This is a genomic window from Streptomyces sp. NPDC051576 (genome assembly GCF_040681835.1).
GTDB lineage: Bacteria > Actinomycetota > Actinomycetes > Streptomycetales > Streptomycetaceae > Streptomyces.
In genome coordinates this window covers 278,671-305,600 of record NZ_JBFAZO010000003.1, presented here as the reverse complement: position 1 = coordinate 305,600, position 26,930 = coordinate 278,671, and the positions used below count along the sequence as shown (strand labels likewise).

The following is a 26,930-nucleotide window of genomic DNA, read 5'->3' as shown; positions in this document are numbered from 1 at the left end:
CCCCTGTGGGACCGGGCGTTCGGCTTGCGCTCCCCTGGGTGGGGGCGCAAGCCGAGGGGCTACTCCGGCAGGTGTTCGGGCCCCCCGAAGTCCGGGCTGGAGAAGTCCGGGCTGCTGAACCGCGGGCGGTGGCCCGGCTCCGGGCCGTCGTCGGGGCTGGAGAAGCCCGGGCGGTCGTAGCCGAGGTGCGGCATGCGACTGGTCGGTGCCGATGGTGTCGTACGGCGCAGTGCCGCCGTACCAGGAGCCGCGAGCGCCTCTTGGAGGAACGGCAGGATGCCGCGTTCCAGAAGGGCGTCGTGCCAGGCGTCCCTGGCCCGGGCCACTTCACCGCCCGACTCGCCGTAGGGGCCGGTGTCGGGCGAGGGCCTGTTGCGCAGAGCGGTGAGCAGCAGGCCGACGATCGCGACGATGATCGCCGCGGCGGTCATGGCGCCGAACACCCAGCCCGCGGTGAGCATGGTCTGGGCGAACGCGGGCTCGGGAGTGAGCATCTTGAGGATGTAGCCCACGAGCAGGAATATCGCCGCGGCCGTGCCGGCGAGGACGGGGGTGAGGACAGCGGCGACGGCGACGGCACCCGCACCCTCGGCAGCCTCCCCCAGGGTGGTGGCGAGCCCCATCGCGCCCACGCCGCCCGGCTCCGCGGAGCCGGTCTCGTGGACGGGCGAGGGGGTGGACGACGCCGGCTGGCGCAGTTCCTCGCGGACCTTCACGTAGTGCTGGTACTCGGTCGCCGCGGCCGCCGTGATGAGTGCGGTGGCGTTCAGCGCCATGGTGCGCAACTGTTCGGGGTTGAGCCGCTTACCGACAGCGGCCAGTTCCGGGCGGGTAGGGGCGGAGCGCAGCGCCTCGTCGAGGATCCGCTCGTACTCCTGGCGGTCCTCGCTGTGCAGGTGCTGCGGAACGCTGTTCATGTGCATCCCCCGATGCTCCGTAGGGCTTGGGGCTCGCATGACAACGAGCCGTCGGGCAGAAACGGAGGGGAGCCTGCTACGGATAAGCCGATGGTAGAGCGGCGACGGCACACGGTGACAGGGGGTTTCCAGAAATTGGCCCCTGGCCAGCGCTGTCGTCCGCCGGTCCTCCGAGGGGGGCGCCTGCCCGAATAACGCTCAGATATCCAGCGGCAGTTGCTGGACCAGCAGTTTTCCGGCCATGGTCACTCCGCCGTCCATCGCGATGGCCAGCCCCTCGGCGTAGACGTGCGGTCCCTCGACCACGGGACTCGCGGCGTCCTCGCCGTCCTCGGAGCCGACGTCGCCCAGGAGGTAGGGAATCGGGCTGTGGCCGTGGACGATCCGGGTTCCGCCGTACATGTCGAGCAATGAGCGGACATGTTCGGCGCCGCCCTCGTCGCGGAAGGAGAAGCGCTTGGTGAACTTGCGGAAGACGTCCCACACCTCGTCCGCGTCGTTGCGCGTGAGGGTCTCGCGGACGTTGTCGTTGACCGCCTCGATCGAGTCGCCGTAGTCGAGGTAGGCGGTGGTGTCGGAGTGGACGAGCAGATGGCCGTCGACCTGCTCCATGGCGTCCAGCCGGGACATCCACTGCAGGTGGACGTCCTGGAGTCGGTCCATGTCGGTCTTCTGGCCGCCGTTGAGCAGCCAGGCCGCCTGGAAGGTGGCGGTGCCCGCGCCGGAGTTGACGGGGGTGTCGCCGAAGCGCTTGGCGCCGAGCAGCAGCAGCTCGTGGTTGCCCATGAGGGCCTTGCAGTAGCCGCCGGCCGCGGCCGCCTCGGCGGACAGCCGCATCACCAGGTCGATCACGCCGATGCCGTCGGGTCCGCGGTCGGTGAAGTCGCCGAGGAACCAGAGCCGGGCGGTGCCCGCGCACCAGTTGCCGGCCGCGTCGATCAGACCCTTCTCCCGCAGCGCGGCCACCAGTTCGTCGAGGTAGCCGTGCACATCTCCTACGACGAACAGCGGACCGGCGCCCTCCGCCTGCCGCGGGACGCCCGCCGACGCCGCGTCCACCGCGACCTGAACCGTGTCACCCCGATTGATGACGGGCAGATCGCGCTGAGTGGGCGTGTACCCCTCCGGATAGGCCTCGTCAAAGGCATCACCGTCGGGTCGTACGGCCTCGCCGGGCTGCGCGCTGTCGGCGTACGGACCGGTCTCGTGGACGTACGCCGGTACCCGGAAGTCGCGCAACGTCGCCGTCCGCTCCACCTCGGGTCCCTGACCGGCCCCCTGAGTCATCGACCCCTCCACCATCGCGCCGCAACTGCACCGCATCGGACTGCCTGGTCGCAGCGGCCCGCGGTGTCGTGGGCCCATCATAGGAATGCGGATCGCGCCATGTGATGACCCAGGGGTGGTGAATCAGAGCAGGACTCCACTTCACCGCGGCTTTCGCCCCGATTGGGCAGGTCTTCGACCACACGTCGTCCACTTGACGCCCACTCGGTTCCCGCCGAGCTGTGGCCGGTTTTCACCGGTGGCTACGGCGGACTGGGGGGCGGGCTGGTCTGTTGAGCACCGGGTTCGATTGCCTGGGCGGTGCCGGGTCCATCTGCGCGGTGGGAGGGCTGCCTTGACGGCGCCGGGTCCGCCCATCGCGGTGACAGGGCCATCTTTGCGGTGCCGGGTCCGCCCTTCGCGGTATCGGGTGGGAGTACTGGCGCCGGTCCGGGTGGTGGGGTGCCTGGTGGGAGCGTGGGGCGCCGATCTGCTCGTCCGCCAGGGCTGGTGGGAGCGTGGGGCGCCGATCTGCTCGTCCGCCAGGGCTGGTGGGAGTCTGGGACGCCGATCCGCTCGTCTGCGGCGGCCAAGTGTGTGTTCGGGGCAGGGATTCGTCCGTGCGTGAGGGCGGGTGGGGAGTCCGTACGCCGGTCTGCCCGTTGGCGACGGCCAGGTGGGAGTCCGGACGCCGTTCCGCATGTGTGAGGCGGACGTGGGAGTCCGCGGCCGAACTGCCTGTCGGCGGCGGCTGGGTGGGCGACCGGGACGTCGTTCCGTCGGTGCGCGGTGGCCACGTGGGTGTTCGGGGAACCGATTCGTCCATGCGTGAGGGGGTGGGGAGTCCTTACGCCGCTCTGCCCGTCGGCGGACGGCCAGGTGGGAGCCTGGCTGCGGTTTCGCTTGTGTGAGGCGGGTGCGGGAGTCCATGGCCGCTCTGCCCGTCGGCGACGGTTCAGTGAGAGTCCGAAACAGCGTTTCCTCCGTGCGCGAGAGCCGCTGGGGGGAGTCCGTACGCCGATCCGCTCGTCCGTGGCGGCCCAGTGGAAGTCCGGACGCGGTCTCGCCTGTATGCGGCGGCCGGTGGGAGTCTGCGGCCGATCTGCCCGTCGGTGACGGCCCCGGTGGGCGTCCGGGCACCGTTCCGTCCGCGCGGCGGCCAGTAGGAGGCTGGGGCATCGGTCTGCCTGTCCGCGGCGGCCGTGGTAGTCCTGTCGCCGTTTCGCCCGTGCGAGGCGGCCGGTGGCGTCCGGGACCGATCCGCCTGTCCGCGATGGCCTGGTGGGCGTCCGGGCAACCGTTCCGTCCGGGGGGCGGCGGCCAGGTGGGAGTTCGGGACAGGGTTTCGTCCGGGCGTGAGGGCTGGTGGGGAGTCCGTACGCTGGTCCGCTCGTCGGCGACGGTCAGGTGGGAGCCAGGACGCCGTTCCGTACCTGGGTGAGGGGCGACGGAAGTCGAGGACTCCGTTCCGTTCGGTGCAGCTCAGCGGAAGTCCGGACGCCGTTCGGTACCTGGGTGTGGGCCGGTGGAAGTCTGGGGCAGCGTTCCGCCCGTGCGTGAGGGCCGATGGAAGTCGGGGACGCTCTTTCGCCCGTCCGCCGCAGCGCGGCGGAAGTGCGGCGTCGTTCCGTACTTGGGTGTGGGCCGGTGGAGTCTGGGACTCCGTTCCGCCCGTCCGTGAGGCCGACAAGAGCCCGGAACGCCGTTCCATCCGTTCGCTACGGCCCAGTGGAAGTCCGGGACAGCATCCCGCCCCCCTGAGGCGGCCGTCGGAAGTTCGAACACCGTCCGCCCTGTCCGCCGTAGCCGAGTGGATCCCGGCACGGCAACGGCAACGGCAACGGCACCCGACGGGAGTCCGGGCCTCGCCCCCGCTGGTACGACGCCCGGACTCCCATCGCTCACCCGGCCCACCCCGAGGCCCTGCCCGCACGGCGCCGGGTGGGAGTCCCGGAACCGTGCGGCGTGACTACGGCGTGGGCGGCAGCCCGACTGTGTCCCCCGGGTCACGACAGCCGAGGCAAGCTCCGTCACAACACCTCAAGCCCCGCTCCCCTCCCACAGCACCCGGCGTCACCCCGCGCGCCTTCGCCTCGCCCACCACGAGTCCCCGTACCGCCCCGGGCGGATGCCCTGCTCCCACCCCGGACCACACCAGCGCGCCCCCGAACCGCGCCCCACCCCCCCCGGGGGGGGCACCGCCCGCCCTACTTCCCCTCAGGCGACCGAGGCGGACTGACCGTGGTCCGAGGCGGACGGCGCTGGGACGACGTCCGCACGATCAGTTCCGTCGGTATCACCTGCTCGATCGGCTGGTCCGAATCGATGCCCTCGATGGCGTCGATGAGGAGTTGGACCACCGCCGTGCCGATGCGCCGCGGTTTCAGGGAGAGCGTGGTGATCGGTGGCTCGGTGTTGGCGTACACCGTGGACTCGCTGCAGCACACGAGCAGCAGGTCCTCCGGGACGCGCAGCCCGTAGCGGCGGGCCGCGGCCAGCAGATCCGTGCCGTTGGGATCGAACAGGCCGTAGACCGCGTCGGGCCGGTCGGGGCGGGCGAGCAGCCGGTCGGCGGCGACGGCACCCGCGCACGGATCGTGCGCCGGATAGGCCTCGTACACCGGATCCTGGCCCACACGCTCGCACCAACGCAGGTATGCAGTGGTCGAGAGGTGGGTGTACGTGTCCGTCGTGGTGCCGGTCAGCAGGCCGATCCGGCGGGCGCCGGCGTCGGCCAGGTGGTCGAGGATGCCGAGGACGGCGGCCTCGTGGTCGTTGTCGACCCAGGCGGTCACCGGCAGCGTGCCGGCCGGGCGGCCGTCGGAGACGACCGGTAAACCCTGCCGGACGAGTTCGCTGACCACCGGGTCGTGATCGGACGGGTCGATGACCACCGTCCCGTCCAGGGCGACGTTCGACCACACGTCGTGGCGCGAGGTCGCCGGGAGGATCACGAGGGCGTAGCCGCGGGCGAGCGCGGCCGAGGTGGCGGCCCGCGCCATCTCGGCGAAGTACGCGAACTCGGTGAAGGTGAAAGGTTCATCCCCGTACGTCGTCACGGTCAGGCCGATGAGGCCCGACTTGCCGGTACGGAGGGTGCGGGCCGCCGCGGAGGGCCGGTAGCCCAGCCGGTCGGCCACTTCTCGGACATGGCGTCGGGTGGCGTCCGGGAGCCGGCCCTTGCCGTTGAGGGCGTCGGAGACGGTCGTGATGGAGACTCCGGCCGCGGCGGCCACGTCTCTGATTCCCGCCCGGCCCGGCCGGCTTCCTCGACGAGAGGTTTCCGCGCGGCTCACCTGGTGCTTCCCTGCTGCTGTCATGGCGAGCCGATAGTAGGGCTCATGCGGTGGGGTAGTGCGGACGCATATGCACGCGTTGACAGGCACGTTTCTGCATGGTCAGAAGGGGTCAACTACCTTAGAAACAAAGTCAGTTAAACGCTGCAATGGCACTACGTGACTTGTCGGCGCGCATGGGCCTGCCAAGCCCCCCATGTTTCGAAGAGGTCTCAACTCACCTGTACGAGGGATGCGCGCTACGGAGTGAGCCACCAGCGCATAGATATATGTACGGCGCGCCCCCGGTTCGTACGCCTTGATGGGGTGTTGCCCCTGATGCGGATGTGACGCGTGGGGCGGTCCCGGCCGACGTCCGGCGTCCGCTCACCCGGACCCGACCTGTACGCGGCGGCACCGAATCCTCATAAGGTGAGCAGTATTGAAAGCCGGTGGTGGTCACAAGACCGGTGGTGGTCACAAGGAGGACTGCGGTGAGCGAGACGAGCCCGAAGCTGCGCGCCGAGCTGGAGGGTATCCCCACCTACAAGCCGGGGAAGCCCGCCGCGGCCGACGGTCCGGTGGCCTACAAGCTGTCCTCCAACGAGAACCCGTACCCGCCGCTGCCAGGCGTGATGGAGAGCGTGACCGCGGCCGCCGCGTCCTTCAACCGGTACCCGGACATGGCCTGCACCGGCCTGATGAACGAGCTGGCGGAACGGTTCGGCGTCCCGGTCTCCCACCTGGCCACCGGCACCGGTTCGGTGGGCGTCGCCCAGCAGTTGATCCAGGCGACCAGCGGCCCCGGCGACGAGGTCATGTACGCCTGGCGGTCCTTCGAGGCGTACCCGATCATCACGCGGATCAGCGGGGCCACGGCGGTGCAGGTGCCGCTGACCCCGGGCGATGTGCACGACCTCGACGCGATGGCGGACGCCGTCACCGACCGGACCCGGCTGATCTTCGTCTGCAACCCCAACAACCCGACGGGCACGGTCGTACGGCGGGCCGAGCTGGAGCGCTTCCTGGACCGGGTGCCCGGCGATGTGCTGGTGGTGCTGGACGAGGCGTACCGGGAGTTCATCCGCGATCTGGAGGTGCCGGACGGCGTCCAACTCTACCGCGACCGGCCGAACGTCTGTGTCCTGCGGACCTTCTCCAAGGCGTACGGCCTCGCCGGGCTGCGGGTCGGTTTCGCGATCGCGCACGAGCCGGTGGCGGCGGCGCTGCGCAAGACGGCCGTGCCCTTCGGCGTGAGCCAGCTCGCGCAGGAGGCGGCGATCGCCTCGCTGCGGGCGGAGGACGAACTGCTGGGCCGGGTCGGCTCGTTGGTGGGCGAGCGCACCCGTGTGGTCGACTCGCTGCGCGCCCAGGGCTGGACGGTCCCGGAGACTCAGGCCAACTTCGTGTGGCTGCGGCTGGGGGAGCGCACGGTCGACTTCGCCGAGGTGTGCGACCGGGCGGGTGTGGTGGTGCGGCCGTTCGCCGGCGAGGGTGTGCGGGTCACGGTCGGGGAGACCGAGGCCAACGACATCTTCCTGAAGGTGACGGAGGGGTTCCGCAAGGAATTCTGAAGCCCCACAAGCGCTCTGAGGCGCCATGAGCCGACCGGTCCCGGCTTGGTGGGGCCGGTCGGACCGCGTTAGGGACCCCCGCCCATCGAGTGTCGAACGGCTATGCGGCATAATTGCTTGTGAATGTGAACGCGTTCACAAGCGTGTCCTGGTTGTCCAGTGTTGTACGGGACATGAAGGGCAAACTGCCGCTGTGACCACGGCGACATAAGGAGACTGACGACGTGGAATTGGCTCTGGCGCCGGAGACCCTGGCGCGATGGCAGTTCGGCATCACCACCGTCTACCACTTCCTGTTCGTCCCCCTGACGATCTCGCTCGCCGCGCTCACGGCCGGGCTGCAGACCGCATGGGTGCGCACGGAGAAGGAGAAGTACCTCAGGGCCACCAAGTTCTGGGGCAAGCTCTTCCTGATCAACATCGCCATGGGCGTCGTCACGGGCATCGTGCAGGAGTTCCAGTTCGGCATGAACTGGTCCGCCTACTCGCGGTTCGTCGGTGACATCTTCGGTGCCCCGCTCGCCTTCGAGGCACTGATCGCGTTCTTCTTCGAGTCCACCTTCATCGGGCTGTGGATCTTCGGCTGGGACAAGCTGCCCAAGAGGATCCACCTGGCCTGCATCTGGATGGTGTCGATCGGCACGATCCTCTCGGCGTACTTCATCCTCGCGGCCAACTCGTGGATGCAGCACCCCGTCGGCTACAAGATCAACAAGGCCAAGGGGCGTGCCGAACTCACCGACTTCTGGCATGTGCTGACCCAGAACACCGCGCTCGCGCAGGCCTTCCACACGCTCTCCGCGTCCTTCCTGACCGGTGGCGCGTTCATGGTCGGCATCGCGGCCTTCCACCTGTACCGCAAGAAGCACATCTCCGTGATGAAGACCTCGCTGCGGCTGGGCCTGGTCACCGTCACCATCGCCGGCCTGCTCACCGCGGTCAGCGGTGACACCCTCGGCAAGGTCATGTTCAAGCAGCAGCCGATGAAGATGGCGGCCGCCGAAGCCCTGTGGGACGGCCAGAACTCCGCGCCGTTCTCGATCTTCGCCTACGGCGATGTCAGCAAGGGCCACAACACCGTCGAGCTGTCCATCCCCGGGATACTGTCGTTCCTCGCCGACGACGACTTCAACTCGTACGTCCCCGGCATCAACGACACCAACAAGGCCGAGCAGGCGAAGTACGGCCCCGGCGACTACCGGCCCATCATCCCCGTCACCTTCTGGGCGTTCCGCTGGATGATCGGCTTCGGCATGGCGTCCTTCGCGATCGGCCTGGCCGGGCTCTGGCTGACCCGCAAGAAGTTCATGCTGGCCCAGCATCTGCGGGTCGGCGAGGACGAAGTGCCGAACGTGGTCCTCTTCAAGAACAAGACCCTCGGCCCGAAACTCACCAGGCTCTACTGGCTGGTGTCCATCTGGACCCTCGGCTTCCCTCTCATCGCCAACTCCTGGGGCTGGATCTTCACCGAGATGGGCCGCCAGCCCTGGGTCGTCTACGGCCTCTTCCAGACCCGTGACGCCGTCTCCCCCAGCGTCTCCCAGGGCGAGGTCCTCACCTCGATGATCGTCTTCACCTCGCTCTACGCCGTCCTGGCCGTCATCGAGGTCAAGCTGCTCGCGAAGTACGTCAAGGCCGGCCCGCCGGAACTCACCGAGGCCGACCTCAACCCGCCCACGAAGATCGGCGGCGACTCCCAGGACGCCGACAAGCCGATGGCCTTCTCGTACTAGGCCGAGGGAGCTGCAACAGTCATGGAACTGCACGACGTCTGGTTCGTCCTCATCGCCGTCCTGTGGACCGGCTACTTCTTCCTGGAGGGCTTCGACTTCGGGGTCGGCATCCTCACCAAGCTGCTCGCCCGGGACCGCGCCGAGAAGCGGGTGCTGATCAACACGATCGGTCCGGTCTGGGACGGCAACGAGGTCTGGCTCCTCACGGCCGGCGGCGCGACCTTCGCCGCCTTCCCCGAGTGGTACGCCACCCTCTTCTCCGGCTTCTACCTCGCCCTGCTGATCATCCTGGTCTGCCTGATCGTCCGGGGCGTCGCCTTCGAGTACCGGGCCAAGCGGCCCGAGGAGAACTGGCAGCGCAACTGGGAGACAGCGATCTTCTGGACCTCGCTGCTCCCCGCGTTCCTGTGGGGCGTGGCCTTCGGCAACATCGTGCGGGGCGTGAAGATCGACAAGAACTTCGACTACGCCGGCAACTTCTGGGACCTGCTCAACCCGTACGCGATCCTCGGCGGCCTGGTGACGCTGACGCTGTTCACCTTCCACGGCGCGGTGTTCACGGCGCTCAAGACCGTCGGGGACATCCGGATGCGGGCACGCAAGCTGGCCCTTCAAGTCGGGCTCCTCACAGCCGTGTTGGCGCTGCTCTTCCTGGTCTGGACGCAGGTCGACAGCGGTGACGGCAAGAGCCTGGTCGCGATGGTCGTGGCCGTCGCCGCACTGGTCGCGGCGCTGATGGCGATCCAAGTCGGGCGTGAGGGCTGGTCGTTCGCCTTCTCCGGCGTCACCATCGTGGCGGCCGTCGCGATGCTCTTCCTGTCGCTCTTCCCGAACGTCATGCCGTCCTCGCTCAACGCGGACTGGAGCCTCACGGTCACCAACGCCTCGTCGAGCCCGTACACCCTGAAGATCATGACCTGGTGTGCGGGGATCGCCACCCCGATCGTCCTGCTCTACCAGGGCTGGACGTACTGGGTGTTCCGCAAGCGGATCGGTACGCAGCACATCGCCGAGGCAGTGCACTGAGTCCGGATCGGGGTGTGTTTCACGTGAAACACACCCCGACGGGACCTCCTGAGAAGAGGGTGTGTTTCACGTGAAACCAATCGACCCACGCCTGCTCCAATACGCCCGCGCCACACGGCTGTTCATGGTGGCGGTCGTCGGTCTGGGGGCCGTCGGGGCGGCGCTGGTCATCGCTCAGGCGATGCTCATCGCCGAGGTGGTGGTCGGTGCCTTCCAGCACGGTCACTCGGTCGGTGAACTCCGCACTCCCCTGCTGCTGTTGGTGGCCGTCGCGGGTGGCCGCGCCCTGGTCTCCTGGCTCACCGAACTCGCCGCCCACCGTGCCAGCGCCGCCGTGAAGTCGGAGCTACGGCGACGGCTGCTGGAGCGGTCCGTGGAGTTGGGCCCCGGCTGGCTGAGCGGCCAGCGGACCGGGTCGCTGGTCGCCCTCGCCACGCGGGGCGTCGACGCCCTCGACGACTACTTCTCGCGCTACCTCCCGCAGTTGGGGCTCGCGGTGGTCGTGCCGGTGGCGGTGCTGGCGCGGATCGTCACCGAGGACTGGGTCTCGGCGGCGATCATCGTCGTCACCCTGCCGCTCATCCCGCTGTTCATGGTGATGATCGGCTGGGCCACGCAGTCCCGGATGGACCGTCAGTGGCAGGTGCTGTCCCGGCTCTCCGGGCACTTCCTGGACGTGGTCGCGGGTCTGCCGACCCTGAAGGTGTTCGGGCGGGCCAAGGCACAGGCCGAGTCGATCCGGCGGATCACCGGCGAGTACCGGCAGGCGACCATGCGGACGCTGCGGATCGCCTTCGTCTCCTCCTTCGCGCTGGAACTGCTCGCGACCCTCTCCGTGGCCCTGGTCGCGGTGACGATCGGCATGCGGCTCGTCCATGGGGACATGGACCTCTACATCGGTCTGGTCGTCCTGATCCTGGCGCCCGAGGCGTACCTGCCACTGCGTCAGGTAGGCGCGCAGTACCACGCGGCGGCGGAGGGTCTCGCGGCCGCCGAGGAGATCTTCTCGGTACTGGAGACACCGGTGCCGGCCTCGGGTGCCGCCGAAGTCCCCACCGACGCCCTGCAGTTCGAGGGTGTGACGGTCCGGTATCCCGGGCGGTCCGTGGACGCGGTCTCGGACCTGTCCTTCGCCGTGGCACCCGGAGAGACGGTAGCCCTCGTCGGACCGAGCGGCTCGGGCAAGTCGACGCTCCTGAACGCCCTATTGGGGTTCGTGCGACCCAGCGAGGGCCGGGTGCGGGTCGGGGGAGTCGATCTCGCCGACGCCGACCTGGAGCGGTGGCGGTCACGGATCGCCTGGGTGCCGCAACGGCCGCAGTTGTACGCCGGGACGATCGCCGAGAACGTACGGCTGGCCCGGCCCGACGCCGACGACACGGCCGTACGGCGGGCGTTGGCCGACGCCGGGGCCCTGGAGTTCGTGGACGCGCTGCCCGAGGGCGTCGGGACCGTGCTCGGCGAGGACGGGGCCGGACTGTCCGCCGGGCAGCGGCAGCGGCTGGCGCTCGCCCGGGCCTTCCTCGCCGACCGGCCCGTCCTGCTCCTCGACGAGCCGACGGCCGCGCTGGACGGGGCGACCGAGGCCGAAGTGGTCGAGGCGGTACGGCGGTTGGCGGTCGGGCGGACGGTGCTGCTCGTGGTGCACCGGCCGGCCCTGCTGGCGGTGGCGGACCGGGTGGTGCGGGTGACGGAGGGCGCGGCCGGGGCTCGCGCGGACGCCGTGCCGGCGCTCGTCGACGCACGCCCGGTCTCGTCGGAGGCGGCGGTGAGTCCCGCTGTTCCCGACGAATGCGGGACACGGATCTCGGCACCCGCGGGTGGCGTGCTCGCCCGGGTCCGTGCCATGTCCGGTGCCCGGCGCGGACGCCTCACCCTGGCGCTGCTGCTGGGAAGTCTCGCGCTGGGCAGTGCTGTCGGTCTCATGGCCACCTCGGGGTGGCTGATCTCACGTGCTTCGCAGCAGCCGCCCGTGCTGTATCTGATGGTGGCGATGACGGCGACCCGGGCCTTCGGGATCGGGCGGGCCGTGTTCCGGTACGCGGAGCGGCTCGTGTCGCACGACGCGGTGCTGCGCATGCTGGCCGACACCCGGGTCGCCGTCTACCGGCGGCTTGAGCGGCTGGCGCCCGCCGGACTGCGCGACACCCGCCGCGGCGATCTGCTGTCCCGGCTGGTCGCCGACGTGGACGCGCTCCAGGACTACTGGCTGCGCTGGCTGCTGCCCGCCGGGGTCGCGGCCACCGTCTCGGCCGCGACGGTCGGCTTCACGGCCTGGTTGCTGCCCGAGGCCGGTGCCGTGCTCGCGGCCGGTCTCCTCGCGGCCGGTGTCGGCGTCCCCCTCGTGACCGGTGCCGTGGCCCGCCGTGCCGAACGGCGGCTGGCCCCGGCTCGCGGGGCGCTCGCGATCCGCGTGACCGAACTGCTCACCGGCACCGCCGAGTTGACGGTGGCCGGCGCACTGCCCGCCCGTACCGCCGAGGCCGGGCGGGCCGACGGCACCCTCACCCGGATCGCTTCCCGCGCCGCGACCGCCACCGCGCTCGGTGACGGTCTCACCGCGCTGATCTCCGGCCTGACCGTCGCCGCCACCGCCCTCGTGGCAGCGCAGGCCGTCGCCGCGGGACGGCTCAACGGTGTGCTGACGGCCGTGGTCGTCCTCACCCCGCTCGCAGCCTTCGAGGCCGTCCTCGGACTGCCGCTCGCCGTGCAGTACCGGCAGCGGGTGCGCAAGAGCGCGGAGCGCGTGTACGAGGTCCTGGACGCCCCCGAGCCCGTACGGGAACCGGAGCGGCCCCGCAAGGCGCCGGCGACGCCGTTCCCGCTCGTCGTACAGGGACTGGCCGCCCGGCACACCGGCCAGGACCGGGACGCGCTCGCAGGGCTCGACCTGACGCTGGAGAAGGGGCGCCGGGTCGCCGTGGTCGGGTCCTCCGGGTCCGGCAAGACGACGTTGGCACAGGTGCTGCTGCGCTTCCTGGACGCGGACGCGGGTTCGTACACGCTGGCCGGCGTGGACGCGTACGCCCTGGACGGCGACGACGTACGACGGCTCGTCGGGCTGTGTGCCCAGGACGCGCACCTCTTCGACAGTTCGGTGCGCGAGAACCTGCTCCTCGCGAAGAAGGACGCGACCGAGGACGACCTGCGGGCCGCGCTGGAGCGTGCCCGGCTGCTCGACTGGGTCGACGCTCTGCCCGAGGGACTGGACACGCTCGTCGGTGAGCACGGGGCCCGGCTGTCCGGCGGGCAGCGGCAGCGGCTGGCGCTCGCCCGCGCACTGCTCGCCGACTTCCCGGTGCTCGTGCTCGACGAGCCCGCCGAGCATCTGGACCTGGCGACCGCCGACGCGCTCACCGCCGATCTGCTGGCCGCCACGGAGGGTCGTACGACCTTGCTGATCACGCACCGGCTGGCGGGGCTGGAGGACGTGGACGAGGTGATCGTGCTGGACGAGGGGCGGGTCGTGCAGCGGGGGCCGTACGCCGGACTGGCCTCGGTGGAGGGGCCGTTGCGGGGGATGGCGGAGCGGGAGGCGGAGTCGGAATCGCTGGTGACGGCCGGGTAGGGAGCCCTGCGGCCGACGCCCTCGACTTTCCGTCACAAAGGGGACTAATTAGGCTCGGGGTATGTCAGCCGCCCCGAGTCCCGGTCCCCCGTCGCCGTCCTCGGGGCCGGCGGCCGAACTGGCCGTACGGATGCCGCAGTTGCTGGAAGCGATGCGGTCCGTCGGCAGCGGACTCGAACTGCACTCCACGCTGGAGCGGATCTGCGGGGCGGCGGCCGCTCTGACGGACGCGCGTTACGCGGGGATCGGCGTCGTCGACGAGGACGGTGACGCTCTCGCCGACTTCGTCTTCCACGGGGTGGACGCGGGGATCGCGCGGCGCATCGGACGGTTTCCCGACGGGCACAAGGGGCTGCTCGGTGCCCTGATCCGGGAGCCGGATCCGGTCCGGCTCGTCGATGTGACCGAGGACCCGCGGTTCTCGGGCTTTCCCGAGCACCATCCCAGGATCCGCGGCTTCCTCGGCGTTCCGATCCGCGTCCAGGGCGAGGTCTTCGGGAATCTCTATCTGGGCGAGAAGCGCGGCGGGGACCCCTTCAACGACTACGACCTCACCATGGTCCGCGTCCTGGCGACCGAGGCCGGCATCGCCATCGGAAACGCCCGGCTGTACGAGGCCGCCCAGCAGCGTGAGCGGTGGATCGACGGGTCGGTGGCCGTCACGACCGCCCTGTTGTCCGGCGGGGACGCCGAGGACGCGCTCCAGGTCGTCGCGGAACGGGCCCGCCGGCTGTCCGGATCGGCGGCCGGGATCGTGCTGCTGCCCGCCGACGAGGGCGGCATGGAGATCGTCGCCGTGGCCTCGGGACGGCCGTCGGACGCGCTCGGCACGGTCGTGCCCCCGGAGAGCGGGATCGTGGCCGAACTCCTCGAAGGACAGCCGGTGTTCGTCGCGGACGCGGCCACCGATCCCCGTATGATCACCGGTTTCGGGCGCGCCTACGGGCCGGTGATGGCGCTGCCCCTGCAGAGCGACGGGCGCGTCCTGGGAGCCCTCGTCACCCCACGCGCGCGGGGCGGGCGGCCGTTCACGGAGGCGGAACGCACCCTGGCGATCCAGTTCGCCTCGCAGGCAGCGCTCGCACTGATGATGGCCGAGACACAGCGGGACCGGGAGCGCCTCGCGGTGTACGAGGACCGTGACCGCATCGCCCGTGACCTGCACGACCTGGTCATCCAACGGCTGTTCACCACCGGGATGATGCTGGAGAGCGCCCGGCGCGACTCGCTCGTCCCCGAGGTGCGGCAGGGCGTCGGCAACGCCGTCGACGAACTCGACGTCACCATCCAGGAGATCCGCACCGCGATCTTCGCGCTCCAGCAAGGTCCCGCCGAGGCGCCCTCCGGGCTGCGTACCAGGGTGCTGCGGGAGATCAACATGGCCGCCGTGCCGCTCGGTTTCCAGCCCGCGCACCGTTTCGTCGGCGCGCTCGACACGACGGTCGGCGACCTCACCGGCAAGAACCTCATCGCGGCCCTGCGCGAGGCCCTCTCCAACGCGTTCCGGCACGCGGCGGCCACGCGGATCGAGGTCGTCGTCGACGCGACGGCGGTCCTCCCCGACGGGCGGCCGGGCGTACGGCTCACCGTCGCGGACGACGGGGTCGGCATCCCCGCCGGCGGTCGCCGCAGCGGCCTCAGGAACCTCAGGCGGAGGGCCGAATCCCTGGGCGGCGACAGCGGATACGGGCCCGGCATCGGCACGGACGGCGGCGGTACGACGGTGGTGTGGCAGGTGCCCCACTGAGCCCTGCCGGCACCCGTCGCCACCGGCTCCCGCTGAGCCGTTCGCCGCAACCTGTCCCCCATGCGTACGACGTGAACAGGGCGTCGGTCCGCCGCGCGGGTCACGATCGCTGACATGCGCTCATCTCGCCGTCATCCGCTGCTCGTTCCGGTGCTGCTGTGCGCGATCGCCGTACTGGCGGCCCGTCCTGGCGACGGCGACGGTGACTCCCCGGCCGTCGGCGCCGGCGCACGGGTGGCGCGGCTGTACCGGGACGCCGCCCTGGCGACCCAGCGGTACGAGGCCGGTCGGCAGGCGGCCGACGCGCAACGGGCCACGGCCCGGCGGGCCGAGGCGCGGCTGGAGGGACAACGGCAGGAGATCTCACGGCTGCACGAGGAGCTGGGCCGGATCGCCCGCGCGCAGTACCGCGGCGCCGGTGGCGTCCCGATGGTGGCCCGGATCGTCCTCGCGGACAGTCCCGAGGATCTGATGCGTGATCAGCATGTCTTCTCGCAGGCGGATCTGGCGGTCGGCAACGCGATCGGCAGGAGCCGTCGCGCCGAGGTACGCCTCGCGGCCGACGAGGCGAAGGCCGCGTCGGCGTGGCGGACGCTGGAGCGGCGGAACGCCGAACTCGCCGAGCTGAAGCAGGGCATCGAGCGGAAACTCGAAGAGGCGCGCGGGCAGTTGCAGGGTCAGGCGGACGCCTCGGTCGCGGCGGGCACCTGCCGGGGCGCCGTCCGTCTCGACCAGCCGCCCACCCAGGTCACCGACCCGTGGGTCACCCCGGTGGAGAACGTCGAGCTGTCCGCCGGATTCGGCAGCGGAGGCTCCCGCTGGGCGAACCGGCACACCGGCCAGGACTTCGCGGTGCCCATCGGCACGCCGGTGCGGGCGGCCGGGGCGGGCCGGGTGGTGCGGGTGTCGTGCGGAGGCGCCTTCGGCATCGAGATCGTGATCGAGCACCCGGGCGGCTACTACACGCAGTACGCCCATCTCGCCGCCGTCGCCGTCGACCAGGGGGAGCGGGTGACCACCGGCCAGTGGATCGGCCAGTCCGGCACGACCGGCAACTCCACCGGCCCGCATCTCCACTTCGAGGTACGGGTCACCCCGGAGATGGGATCGGCGGTCGATCCGCTGCCCTGGCTGGCTCAGCGGGGAGTCCCGGTCGGCTGAGCCACTTGTGCAAGGGGCGTGCTCCAGGACTTCGCCCGTTACCGCCGCTCGGCCAGCATCCGCTCGATCACGACGGCCACGCCGTCCTCGTTGTTGTCGACGGTGCGGCCCGAGGCCGCGGCGAGCACCGCCGGGTGCGCGTTGCCCATCGCGTACGACCGTCCCGCCCAGGTGAGCATCTCGACGTCGTTCGGCATGTCCCCGAAGGCGACGACCTCCTCGGGCGCGATGCCGCGCTCCGCGCAGCACAGGGCGAGGGTGCTCGCCTTGGAGATGCCGGGTCCGCTGATCTCCAGCAGGGCGCTGGGGCTGGAGCGGGTGACGGTCGCGCGGTCGCCCAGGGCGAGGCGGGCGGTGGTCAGGAAGGCGTCGGGGTCGAGCGTGGGGTGGAACGCGAGGATCTTCAGCACCGGCTCGTCGGCCCCCGGAGCGTCCGGCGCGAGGAGCTTCTCGGCGGGTGCGAGGGTGTCCGGGGTCTCCATGTGCAGCTTCGGATACGCCGGCTCCTGGTAGAAGCCGTAGGTCTGCTCGATCGCGTACACCGTGCCGGGCGCCGCCTCGCGCACCAGCCCTACGGCGTCGATGGCGTTCTCCCGGGCCAGTTCGCGGACCTTCACGAAGCGGTGGGCGCCGGGGCCGCCGTGCAGGTCGACCACGGCGGCGCCGTTGCCGCAGATCGCCAGGCCGTGGCCGTGGACGTGGTCGCTGACGACGTCCATCCAGCGGGCCGGGCGGCCGGTCACGAAGAAGACCTCGATGCCCGCCTCCTCGGCGGCCGCCAGGGCGGCCACCGTGCGAGGGGACACCGACTTGTCGTCGCGCAGCAGAGTGCCGTCCAGGTCGGTGGCGATCAGCCGTGGCGGGACGGCGGAGGCCGGGGTCTCGGGCTGTCGAGTCGCTGAGGTCACCGGGCCATTCTCCCGCATATGCCCGCACGCCCGTGCGTGAGTGCGCACATGTGAGTGGTTACGGCCCTCACCAGGGCCGTTGCGCCGGTCGTCCAGGTGCCGTTGTGCCCGCCGGGTCAGCGGAGTTGGGTGGGGGCTTCCATCGCGATCTGCTCGAAGACCTTCTCGTCCGCCGCGAAGTCGGAGTCCGGGACGGGCCAGTGGATCACGATGTCGGTGAAGCCCAGTTCCTGGTGCCGGCCCGCGAAGTCGACGAAGGCGCCGAGGGACTCCAGCGGACGGCCGCGGTCCGGGGTGAAACCGGTGAGCAGGATCTTGTCGACCTCGGCCGCGTCCCGGCCGATCGCCGCGCAGGCGTCGGCCAGCTTCTCGGCCTGCCCGCGAATGGCGTGAACCGACTGCTCAGGGGTGCCGCTCTCGAACAGCCGGGGATCGCCGGTGGTCACCCAGGCCTGGCCGTAGCGAGCGGCGAGTCGCAGACCGCGAGGACCGGTGGCCGCCACCGCGAACGGCAGCCGGGGCCGCTGCACACACCCCGGAATGTTCCGGGCCTCGTGGGCCGAGTAGAAGTCACCCTCGTAGGACACCGAGTCCTCGGTGAGCAGCCGGTCCAACAGCGGTACGAACTCCCCGAACCGGTCGGCCCGCTCCCGTGGGGTCCACGGCTCCTGTCCGAGCGCGGTGGCGTCGAAACCGGTGCCGCCCGCTCCGATGCCGAGCGTGATCCGTCCGTCGGAGATGTCGTCGAGGGAGATGAGGTCCTTGGCGAGGGTCACCGGATGCCGGAAGTTCGGCGAGGTGACGAGTGTGCCCAGCCGCATCCGCTCCGTGACAGCCGCGGCGGCGGTCAGCGTCGGTACGGCACCGAACCACGGGCCGTCCCTGAAGGTGCGCCAGGACAGGTGGTCGTAGGTGTACGCGGTGTGGAAACCGAGCTGCTCCGCGCGCTGCCAAGCCTCGCGACTCCCCTCGTTCCAGCGGCGGTACGGGAGGATCACGGTGCTCAGGCGCAGGTTCATGGCTCCCAGGCTATGCGGCCGTCCGTGTTTCACGTGAAACCCTCACCGCACGCGGCTGCTCAGCCACGGCGTGAGGCCGATCATCGAGATCCACTCCTTGTGCACCCTGTCGCCGGGCAGCGGTACGACCAGGCGGCTTCCGGGCGGGAAACGGCGGGTCTTGACGTGGGCGAGGCCGCCGAAGACGGAGCGGAGGAAGACGGGGACGTCGTCGCGGGCGATGTCGGGGCACTCGATGCCCTCGACCGTGATCAGGGCGTCGTCCTCGGGATAGAGCAGCACTCTGACGCGTGGTACTCCGCCGAACTCGACGAGAGCCTCGTGCGGGAGTGAACCGTCCGGGTCGGTGGTGACACCGACACCCGCGGAGCTGCGGCGTGAGGTCTGGTCGGCGCCGATGTCATGGGTGACCTCGATCTCGCGCCCGTACTCGGCCGCGATGGCACGGAGGGCGGTGACGGCGGCCTCGGTGGTGGGGAGGTGGTCCATACCTCTGATCATGCCGGGGGTGGGGTGGTCGAGGCCAGACCGGGCGGTACTTGTCCGGCTGTGCGGGGTCAGTGTGTCTCGGAGAACCGCAGGTACTGCGGGGGCACCGCCTCCGTGAGCCACACCCCGTTCTCGCTGACCCGGAACACATGGCCGTCGCCGTGCATCGCGCCGGCGGCCACGGAGAGCACGACGGGGCGACCGCGGCGGGCGCCGACCCGGGTCGCGGTCTCGCGGTCGGCGGAGAGGTGTACGGCGTGGCGGTTCATGGGGCGGAGCCCTTCGGCGCGGATCGCGTCCAGGTTGCGGGCGACCGTGCCGTGGAAGAGGTACCGCGGCGGGCTGGCCGGGGGCAGTCCGAGGTCGATCTCGATGCTGTGGCCCTGGCTGGCGCGGATTCGGGTGCCCTCGATCGCGAAGCGGCGCTTGTCGTTCGTCGCCACCACATGGTCGAGTTCCTGACGGCTGAAGCGGAACCCGTGTGCGGCACAGGCGGCGATCAGTGTGTCGATCTCGACCCAGCCGGCCTCGTCGAGAGTGAGCCCGATCCGCTCGGGCTGGTGGCGCAGGTGCTTCGAGAGGTACTTCGACACCTTCACGGTGCGTCTTTCATCCATCCGCTCAGCATGACGGGAGAGACACGGGTCACGCATTTTCTTTTGTCACCGATGTTTGATCCACAACCAACTGTAGTTATCCACAGGGGAATTGGCGTTTCTGTGGACAACTCCCTGTCATGTCAGACCTGTTCGTCAAGATCGGCTGGGGGCCCACCCCTTGGCATGAGCGCATCCAACGCCCTTGCCCGCAGCTCCCGTTCAGCCGCCAGCGCGATGAAGTCGGCAGCCTTCTCCGGACCAACGAGCGCTTCCACGGCTTGCATTGTCGTCTCGGGCACAGCCACGGAACGTGACGTCGGCGCTGTCGTCCGGGGCTCCTGGGAACCGAGGTGCTCGCGTAGGGAACGGTTGGCGAACAGGCGCATCGCGCGGGCGAGTTCCGCGTCCACGGTCTGCTGGGCGAGCGGCCGCAGCCGTCGTACGAGGGAGGCCGCCTCGGTCGCGTCGGCGTCCGTCGGACGGTGCGGGCCGTCGAGGTAGCGGGCGAAGACGTGCTCGGTGGTGAACTCCAGGAAACGGGAGGCGATGTGCTCGACCTGGACCCTCAACTCCCGCAGATGGGACGAGATCGCGGACAGCGGTACCCCGGAGGCGTGCAACTCGACGGCCACCGCCAGCTCTTGGGGGCTCGGCACGAGGAAGGACTCCGTGTCTCCGGTGACCGGCTCCAGGACGCCGAGTTCGACGGCCTCGGCGACGGCCGCGTCGTCCGGGCTGCCGCCGAAGCGCCGCTCCAGCTCGGCGCGCGAGATCCGCACCGCCTCCTCGTCCGTCCACGGCCCGTCGACCTCGGCGACCAGCCCGAGGACCCCGCCGAGACCCCGGCCCGTGTCCCAGGCCTCCAGCAACTCCTTGATGGAGGCCAGGCCGTAGCCGCGGTCGAGAAGGTCGGCGATCTGGTGCAGGCGGGCGAGATGGACGTCGGCGTACACATTGGCCCGGCCACGCCGCTCGGGACGGGGGAGCAGACCGCGGTCCTGGTAGGCGCGGATCGTCCGGACGGTGGCGCCGCTGAGCCGAGCGAGGTCCTCGATGCGGTAGCCGCCCTCGGCGGGACGGGAACCCGGACCGGGCCCGGAACTCACGCGGCCCCCGCCCGGGCCGCCGGTGACCTCTTCAGGTACTCCACCGCGCGGCTCAACGACCCTTCCCGCGACGGGTGGTAGGAGCGCCGCAGGTAGCGCGGGAGGGCCGCGCCGAGCGAGCGCCAGGTCGGCAACAGGCCTTTGCGCACCGCCCTGTTGTGTTCGGCGAGCGAGTAGCGGACGCGTCCGGCGAGTTGGGGGTCGTGGCGCATCAGGTAGGCCGTGCCCCAGGCCCACAGGTAGAGCATCACGGGCGCGGTGACCGCCATGCCGGCTACACGGCGGGCGTACCGGGGGAGACCGCGGCCTCCGCAGTGCTGGAACATGTCGAAGGCCACCGCGCGGTGTTCGACCTCCTCCGCGCCGTGCCAGCGCAGCAGGTCGAGCATGATCTCGTCGGCACCCGCCCGGTCGAGGGCCTCCGCGGCCAGGATCCAGTCGCCCAGCACCGCCGTGAACTGCTCGATCGCCGCGACGACCGCCAGCCGGAATCGCAGCCACTCGGCGTCCGGCACCGGCGCGCCGAGCGGCGGGCGTTCGCCGAGCAGCCGTTCGAAGAGGAAGTCGACGTACCGGGTGAAGTCGGCGGTGTCGAGCCGCTGGGCCGCCAGTTGGTCCAGCACGTGCGCGTGCTGGACGCTGTGTGTGGCCTCCTGGCCCATGAACCCCTTGACGTCCGCGAGGAGTTCGGGGTCCCTGACCAGCGGCAGGCCCTCCTTGAGGACCCTTACGAACCACCGCTCCCCCGCCGGCAGCAGCAGGTGCAGCACGTTGATGACATGGGTGGCGGTCGGCTCGTCCGGGATCCAGTGCAGGGGCGTGCGCGACCAGTCGAAGGAGACCCGGCGGGGCGTGATCGGGTGGTGCTCGTTCGCGTCGTGCTCGTTCTCGGAGGTCACAGCGGCGGCTCCAGCCGGGCCATCGCCCGCAGCGCGCGCGGGGCGAACCGGGACATCAGATGGGCGCCGCGCGCCTCCGGAGTGACCGGCACGACGGCCTGGTCGCGGACGACCGCCCGCAGGATCGCGTCGGCGACCTTCTCCGGCGGGTAGTTCCGCAGGCCGTACAGGCGCGCGGACTTCTTCTGGCGCCGCTTCTCCTCGTCGGCGTCGACCCCGGCGAAGTGCGCGGTCGAGGTGATGTTGGTGTTGACGAGGCCAGGGCAGATCGCCGAGACGCCGATCCCCTGCCCGGACAGTTCGGCGCGCAGACACTCGCTGAGCATCAGCACGGCCGCCTTGGAGGTGCTGTAGGCGGGCAGCGCCTTGGACGGCTGGAACGCCGCCGCCGACGCGGTGTTGACGATATGGCCGCCCTGGCCGCGCTCCGTCATCTGCTTCCCGAAGAGCCGGCAGCCGTGGATCACACCCCACAGGTTGACGTCGAGGACCTTCTTCCAGTCCTCCGGGGTGGTGTCGAAGAAGGAACCGGAGAGTCCGATTCCGGCGTTGTTCACCAGGACGTCCACCACGCCGTACTCGGCGGCGACCTTCTCGGCGAGTTTCTCCATGGCCTGCTCGTCGGAGACGTCGACCGTCTCCGCCCAGGCATCGGGGGCGCCGATCAGCCGCGACAACTCGGCGGTGCGGGCGGCACTTTCCGCGTCCCGGTCGACGGCCACCACCCGCGCCCCCGCCTCGGCGAAGGCGAACGCCGTGGCCCGCCCGATCCCGCTGCCCGCCCCGGTGACCAGCACGAGCTGCCCGCCGAACCGCTCGGCGTACCGACCCGAGGCCTTGACGACAGAGGCCGATGCCGGCTGCCCGCCGTCCTCGTGGGCGGTCACGAACTCCGCGATCCACGAAGCCAGTTGATCGGGGCGCGTCCGTGGGATCCAGTGCTTCGCCGGCAGCGTACGGCGCACCAACCCCGGTGCCCACAGCTCCAGTTCGTCGTAGAGCCGCTCCGAGAGGAACGCGTCCCCCAGGGGCGTGACGAGCTGCACGGGCGCGTGCGCGTAGGCGTCGGGGCGTGGCCTGCGCAGCCTCGCGCGGACGTTGTCCCGGTAGAGCCAGGCGCCGTGGGCCGCGTCCTGGGGCAGCGACGAGGTCGGGTAGTCGCCGCGCGGCACCTTCTCGACGCGTTCCAGGATCTTCGGCCAGCGCTTGCCGAGCGGGCCGCGCCAGGCGAGTTCGGGCAGCACGGGCGTGTGCAGCAGGTACACGTACCAGGACTTGGCGCCCTGGCCGAGGAGTTGACCGACGCGGCGCGGGGTGGGCCGGGTCAGGCGCTTGTTGATCCAGTGCCCGAAGTGGTCGAGGGACGGTCCGGACATCGAGGTGAAGGAGGCGATCCGGCCCTCGGTGCGCCCGACGGTGACGAACTCCCAGGACTGCACCGAACCCCAGTCGTGCCCCACCAGGTGCACCGGCCGGTCCGGACTGACCGCGTCCGCGACCGCCAGGAAGTCGTCCGTCAGCTTCTCCAGGGTGAACCCGCCCCGCAACGGCTTCGGAGCCGTGGACCTGCCATGGCCCCGGACGTCGTAGAGCACGACATGGAAGCGGTCGGCGAGGCGGCCGGCCACCTCGGACCAGACCTCCTTGCTGTCGGGATAACCGTGCACCAGGACGACCGTCGGGTTCGACGGGTCCCCCAGCTCGGCCACGCACAGCTCGACTCCGCCGGTCAGAACCCGGCGCTCGCGCGCACCCTCAAGGCTCACTTGTCCTCCGCCCAGCGCCGCACGTGCGGCAGATCGTCGTCCAGCCAGAAGGCGCTCTGCTCGGGGTCCCTGGAGTCGGTGACGACCAGGATCTCCTCGAACTTGGCGCCCGTGCCCCGGAATCCGAGATGCGGCTCGACCGCCCACAGGCCCGGGTGCGGGGGATGGTCGGAGAAGCGGTACGGCGACCACAGCGGGGACCAGCCCTCGCGGTGGCCGTGCAGCGCGTCGCTCGCCAGGCCCTTCAGGGCCTGGGTGCCGAACCCGAACAGCCGCGGGGACCAAGGGCGTTCGGCCACCCGGTCGACCTTGTGCGCGATCACGCCGAAGGGATACGCGCGGTGCCGGTTGGCGTAGCCCTGGCGGACCATGAGGCGGTCCACGTCCTCGTAGATCTCACGCAGCGGGCGCCGCTCGCGGACCTCGCGCAGCAGTAGCTCGCGATGTGCCTCCAGGTCGGCCATCAGCCGGTCCTGCACCGCGTTCGCCCCCAGGGAGCCCGAATACCCGATGTCGGCCGTGAAGCCCTTGTACACCGGGGCCATGTCCAGGATGAACGGCATCCCGGGCTCCAGTCGGCGGCCCGTGGGGAAGAACTGGAGCGGCACCCGGAAGTCCGTGAACGCCGTGCGGTCGCCGAACCAGGCGAAGGGCAGATGGAACCAGTCCCGCACCCCTCGCGCGCGCAGCCACGACCGCTGCATCCGGGCCGCGTCGCGCTCGGTCACCCCGGGCTCCAGCCGGGCCGCCACGGCCTCGGCGCACTCGTACGCCAGCCGCTGGACCTCCCTGAACCCCCGCAGTTCCGCGGAGAGTTCGCCTGTCACCGCCGTAGTCATGCCACCGCCCCACCTGTCCACACCGACTGCGGTACGTGCTCGTAACTTGACACTGATGAATGTGACAGTCGTTAGAGGCTGCGTCAATAGCCTTGATCTCCACCTGTGGATAAGTGCGCGGGCCCGTCACGTAGCCCTCAAGCAGGGGAACCCCTACGGACCCGTACGCCTGGAGTCTGATGTGAGGACAGCTCTGCGGGTTGACGACCGGAGTGGTCCGCGTCACTACCTTCGAAGACGTGACTGTGATCGCGACCGAAAGCCTGAGCAAGCGGTTCCCCCGGGTGACCGCGCTTGACCGGCTCTCCGTGGACGTCGGACCCGGTGTTACGGGGCTCGTCGGTGCCAACGGAGCCGGCAAGTCCACCTTGATCAAGATCCTGCTGGGTCTGTCCCCGGCGACGGAGGGGCGAGCCGAAGTGCTCGGACTCGACGTGGCCACCAAGGGCGCCGCCATCCGCGAGCGTGTCGGGTACATGCCCGAGCACGACTGCCTGCCGCCCGACGTCTCGGCCACCGAGTTCGTCGTCCACATGGCGCGCATGTCCGGCCTCCCGCCGACCGCCGCGCGTGAGCGGACCGCGGACACGCTGCGCCATGTCGGCCTGTACGAGGAGCGCTACCGTCCCATCGGCGGCTACTCGACGGGCATGAAGCAGCGCGTCAAGCTCGCGCAGGCCCTCGTCCACGACCCGCAGCTGGTCTTCCTGGACGAGCCGACCAACGGCCTCGACCCGGTCGGCCGTGACGAGATGCTCGGCCTCATCCGCCGCATCCACACGGACTTCGGCATCTCGGTCCTGGTGACCTCGCACCTGCTGGGCGAACTGGAGCGCACCTGCGACCACGTGATCGTGGTCGACGGCGGCAAGCTGCTGCGCTCCAGCTCCACCACGGACTTCACCCAGACCACGACCACCCTGGCGATCGAGGTCACCGACACCGACGAGCACCCGGACGGCACCCGAGCGGTGCGCGACGCGCTCCACGCGCGCGGGGTGGACACCCACGACGGCAGCGGTCTGCCGGGCGCCGGCCATGTCCTGCTCCTGACGGCCACCGGCGAGGAGACGTACGACCTGGTCCGGGACGTGATCGCGGACCTCGGCCTCGGACTGGTGCGCATGGAGCAGCGCAGGCACCACATCTCCGAGGTCTTCACCGACACCGAGACCGGCACCGACAGCGACGCAGAGCGGAAGGAGGCCGTAGGCCATGGCAATTGACCAGCCCCTGGTCCCCCAGCCGGGCGACCAGACCCGCATCCACAACATCGGCTACCGCAACTACGACGGCCCGCGCCTCGGCCGCGCCTACGCCCGCCGCTCCCTCTACTCGCAGTCCCTGCGCGGCGCCTACGGCCTCGGCCGTTCGGTGAAGTCCAAGGTGCTGCCCATGCTGCTGTTCGTGGTCATGTGCGTGCCCGCGGCCATCATGGTGGCCGTCGCGGTCGCCACGAAGGCCAAGGACCTGCCCGTCGACTACACGCGCTACGCGATCATCATGCAGGCCGTCATCAGCCTCTACGTGGCCTCCCAGGCACCCCAGTCCGTATCGCGTGACCTGCGCTTCAAGACCGTCCCGCTGTACTTCTCCCGGCCGATCGAAACCGCCGACTACGTAAGGGCCAAGTTCGCCGCCCTCGCCTCGGCCATGTTCGTGCTGACCGCCGCCCCGCTGATCGTGCTCTACGTAGGCGCCCTTCTGGCCAAGCTGGACTTCGCCGACCAGACCAAGGGCTTCGCCCAGGGGCTCGTCTCCGTGACCCTCCTCTCCCTGCTCTTCGCCGGCATCGGACTGGTCATCGCGGCGGTCACCCCGCGCCGCGGCTTCGGCATCGCGGCCGTCATCGCCGTACTGACCATCTCCTACGGCGCCGTCTCCACCCTCCAGGCGATCGCCGACGCGCAGAACGCCACGAGCGCCATCCCCTGGATCGGCCTCTTCTCGCCCGTCACCCTCATCGACGGTCTGCAATCGGCCTTCCTGGGCGCCACTTCGGCGTTCCCCGGAGGCGTCGGCCCCTCCCACGGACAGGGCGTCGTCTACGTCCTCGCCGTCCTGGGCCTCATCGCCGCGACCTACGGCCTCCTGATCCGCCGCTACCGGAAGGTGGGCCTGTGACCACGCTCTCCATCGACCACGTCTCCCGCTGGTTCGGCAACGTGGTCGCCGTCAACGACATCACCATGAACGTCGGCCCCGGCGTCACCGGGCTGCTCGGCCCCAACGGCGCCGGAAAGTCCACCCTCATCAACATGATGGGCGGCTTCCTCGCCCCCTCCACCGGCACCGTCACCCTCGACGGCCAGCAGGTGTGGCGCAACGAGCAGATCTACAAGCACATCGGCATCGTCCCCGAGCGCGAGGGGATGTACGACTTCCTCACCGGACGCGAATTCGTCGTCGCCAACGCCGAGTTGCACGGCCTGGGCGCCAAGGCCGCCCAAAAGGCCCTGGCCACGGTCGAGATGGAGTACGCGCAGGACCGCAAGATCTCCACGTACTCCAAGGGCATGCGCCAGCGCGTGAAGATGGCCAGCGCCCTGGTCCACGACCCCTCGCTGCTCCTGCTCGACGAGCCCTTCAACGGCATGGACCCGCGCCAGCGCATGCAACTCATGGACCTGCTGCGGAAGATGGGCGACGAGGGCCGCACGGTGCTGTTCTCGTCCCACATCCTCGAAGAGGTCGAACAGCTCGCCTGGCACATCGAGGTCGTCGTCGCCGGACGGCACGCGGCCAGCGGCGACTTCCGCAAGATCCGCCGCCTGATGACCGACCGTCCGCACCGCTACCTGGTCCGCTCCAGCGACGACCGCGCCCTCGCGGCCGCGCTGATCGCCGACCCGTCGACCTCCGGCATCGAGGTCGACCTGGCCGAGGGCGCGCTGCGTATCCAGGCCGTCGACTTCGGCCGGTTCACCGCCCTGCTGCCCAAGGTGGCCAGGGACCACGGCATCCGGCTGCTCACGGTCTCGCCGTCCGACGAGTCGCTCGAATCCGTCTTCTCGTATCTCGTCGCGGCGTAGGAGGCC

Annotated in this window: 20 protein-coding genes; 9 read left to right on the top strand and 11 right to left on the bottom strand. The window is 70.5% G+C overall.

What is annotated here, in order from left to right:
• Nucleotides 1–59: 59 nt before the first annotated feature.
• The 3 genes from AB0M63_RS11180 to AB0M63_RS11170 form a co-directional block, all read right to left on the bottom strand.
• The gene (locus AB0M63_RS11180; RefSeq protein ID WP_355910361.1) at nucleotides 60–923 is read right to left on the bottom strand and encodes a hypothetical protein; all 864 of its coding nucleotides are present in this window, start codon (nucleotides 921–923) and stop codon (nucleotides 60–62) included.
• A gap of 192 nt (nucleotides 924–1,115) precedes the next feature.
• Nucleotides 1,116–2,204, bottom strand: coding sequence for a metallophosphoesterase (locus AB0M63_RS11175; RefSeq protein ID WP_355910364.1), 1,089 nt, complete (start codon nucleotides 2,202–2,204; stop codon nucleotides 1,116–1,118).
• A 2,186-nt stretch (nucleotides 2,205–4,390) separates the two neighbouring features.
• Complete coding sequence (locus tag AB0M63_RS11170) at nucleotides 4,391–5,503, bottom strand: LacI family DNA-binding transcriptional regulator (protein ID WP_355910367.1); 1,113 nt, start codon at nucleotides 5,501–5,503, stop codon at nucleotides 4,391–4,393.
• A gap of 449 nt (nucleotides 5,504–5,952) precedes the next feature.
• Here AB0M63_RS11170 and hisC point away from each other — a divergent pair, with 449 nt between their 5' ends.
• The 6 genes from hisC to AB0M63_RS11140 all read left to right on the top strand — a co-directional run bounded on the left by hisC (nucleotide 5,953) and on the right by AB0M63_RS11140 (nucleotide 16,267).
• The gene (hisC, locus tag AB0M63_RS11165; protein WP_366019179.1) at nucleotides 5,953–7,032 is read left to right on the top strand and encodes a histidinol-phosphate transaminase; all 1,080 of its coding nucleotides are present in this window, start codon (nucleotides 5,953–5,955) and stop codon (nucleotides 7,030–7,032) included.
• A 224-nt stretch (nucleotides 7,033–7,256) separates the two neighbouring features.
• Nucleotides 7,257–8,765 carry a cytochrome ubiquinol oxidase subunit I gene (locus AB0M63_RS11160; RefSeq protein ID WP_355910373.1) on the top strand — a complete coding sequence of 503 codons (1,509 nt, stop codon included), beginning with the start codon at nucleotides 7,257–7,259 and terminating at the stop codon, nucleotides 8,763–8,765.
• 21 nt (nucleotides 8,766–8,786) lie between these two features.
• On the top strand, nucleotides 8,787–9,791 hold the full coding sequence (cydB, locus tag AB0M63_RS11155; protein WP_366019178.1) for a cytochrome d ubiquinol oxidase subunit II: 1,005 nt from the start codon (nucleotides 8,787–8,789) through the stop codon (nucleotides 9,789–9,791).
• 70 nt (nucleotides 9,792–9,861) lie between these two features.
• Nucleotides 9,862–13,359 (top strand): thiol reductant ABC exporter subunit CydD, encoded by a 3,498-nt coding sequence (gene cydD, locus AB0M63_RS11150; protein WP_366019177.1) that lies wholly within the window; start codon nucleotides 9,862–9,864, stop codon nucleotides 13,357–13,359.
• A gap of 61 nt (nucleotides 13,360–13,420) precedes the next feature.
• Entirely contained in the window at nucleotides 13,421–15,106 is a 1,686-nt protein-coding gene (locus tag AB0M63_RS11145) for a GAF domain-containing protein (protein WP_366019176.1), read from the top strand.
• Between the two features lie 114 nt (nucleotides 15,107–15,220).
• On the top strand, nucleotides 15,221–16,267 hold the full coding sequence (locus AB0M63_RS11140) for a M23 family metallopeptidase (RefSeq protein ID WP_366019175.1): 1,047 nt from the start codon (nucleotides 15,221–15,223) through the stop codon (nucleotides 16,265–16,267).
• 38 nt (nucleotides 16,268–16,305) lie between these two features.
• Here AB0M63_RS11140 and AB0M63_RS11135 read toward each other — a convergent pair whose 3' ends face one another.
• The 8 genes from AB0M63_RS11135 to AB0M63_RS11100 form a co-directional block, all read right to left on the bottom strand.
• Nucleotides 16,306–17,193 (bottom strand): Cof-type HAD-IIB family hydrolase, encoded by an 888-nt coding sequence (locus AB0M63_RS11135; protein WP_355910388.1) that lies wholly within the window; start codon nucleotides 17,191–17,193, stop codon nucleotides 16,306–16,308.
• Nucleotides 17,194–17,291: 98 nt separating this feature from the next.
• Nucleotides 17,292–18,194 (bottom strand): LLM class flavin-dependent oxidoreductase, encoded by a 903-nt coding sequence (locus AB0M63_RS11130; protein ID WP_355910391.1) that lies wholly within the window; start codon nucleotides 18,192–18,194, stop codon nucleotides 17,292–17,294.
• 42 nt (nucleotides 18,195–18,236) lie between these two features.
• On the bottom strand, nucleotides 18,237–18,695 hold the full coding sequence (locus AB0M63_RS11125; protein WP_355910394.1) for a hypothetical protein: 459 nt from the start codon (nucleotides 18,693–18,695) through the stop codon (nucleotides 18,237–18,239).
• 56 nt (nucleotides 18,696–18,751) lie between these two features.
• Nucleotides 18,752–19,300 carry an RNA 2'-phosphotransferase gene (locus AB0M63_RS11120; protein WP_355910397.1) on the bottom strand — a complete coding sequence of 183 codons (549 nt, stop codon included), beginning with the start codon at nucleotides 19,298–19,300 and terminating at the stop codon, nucleotides 18,752–18,754.
• 122 nt (nucleotides 19,301–19,422) lie between these two features.
• Complete coding sequence (locus AB0M63_RS11115; protein ID WP_366019174.1) at nucleotides 19,423–20,388, bottom strand: MerR family transcriptional regulator; 966 nt, start codon at nucleotides 20,386–20,388, stop codon at nucleotides 19,423–19,425.
• Nucleotides 20,385–21,287, bottom strand: coding sequence for a metal-dependent hydrolase (locus tag AB0M63_RS11110; RefSeq protein ID WP_355910403.1), 903 nt, complete (start codon nucleotides 21,285–21,287; stop codon nucleotides 20,385–20,387). Before AB0M63_RS11110 ends, AB0M63_RS11115 begins: the two co-directional genes overlap by 4 nt.
• Nucleotides 21,284–23,053, bottom strand: coding sequence for an SDR family oxidoreductase (locus AB0M63_RS11105; protein WP_355910406.1), 1,770 nt, complete (start codon nucleotides 23,051–23,053; stop codon nucleotides 21,284–21,286). Before AB0M63_RS11105 ends, AB0M63_RS11110 begins: the two co-directional genes overlap by 4 nt.
• Nucleotides 23,050–23,892 carry a M24 family metallopeptidase gene (locus AB0M63_RS11100; protein WP_355910409.1) on the bottom strand — a complete coding sequence of 281 codons (843 nt, stop codon included), beginning with the start codon at nucleotides 23,890–23,892 and terminating at the stop codon, nucleotides 23,050–23,052. Before AB0M63_RS11100 ends, AB0M63_RS11105 begins: the two co-directional genes overlap by 4 nt.
• A 245-nt stretch (nucleotides 23,893–24,137) precedes the next feature.
• Here AB0M63_RS11100 and AB0M63_RS11095 point away from each other — a divergent pair, with 245 nt between their 5' ends.
• From AB0M63_RS11095 to AB0M63_RS11085, 3 genes are read left to right on the top strand one after another with little or no spacing between them, the layout of a single operon-like run.
• Nucleotides 24,138–25,118: an ABC transporter ATP-binding protein gene (locus AB0M63_RS11095; RefSeq protein WP_366019474.1), complete on the top strand. Its 981-nt coding sequence runs from the start codon at nucleotides 24,138–24,140 to the stop codon at nucleotides 25,116–25,118.
• Nucleotides 25,108–26,016, top strand: coding sequence for an ABC transporter permease (locus AB0M63_RS11090; protein ID WP_355910412.1), 909 nt, complete (start codon nucleotides 25,108–25,110; stop codon nucleotides 26,014–26,016). Before AB0M63_RS11095 ends, AB0M63_RS11090 begins: the two co-directional genes overlap by 11 nt.
• On the top strand, nucleotides 26,013–26,924 hold the full coding sequence (locus AB0M63_RS11085) for an ABC transporter ATP-binding protein (protein WP_355910415.1): 912 nt from the start codon (nucleotides 26,013–26,015) through the stop codon (nucleotides 26,922–26,924). The genes AB0M63_RS11090 and AB0M63_RS11085 overlap by 4 nt, the downstream gene beginning before the upstream one ends.
• Nucleotides 26,925–26,930: the final 6 nt, after the last annotated feature.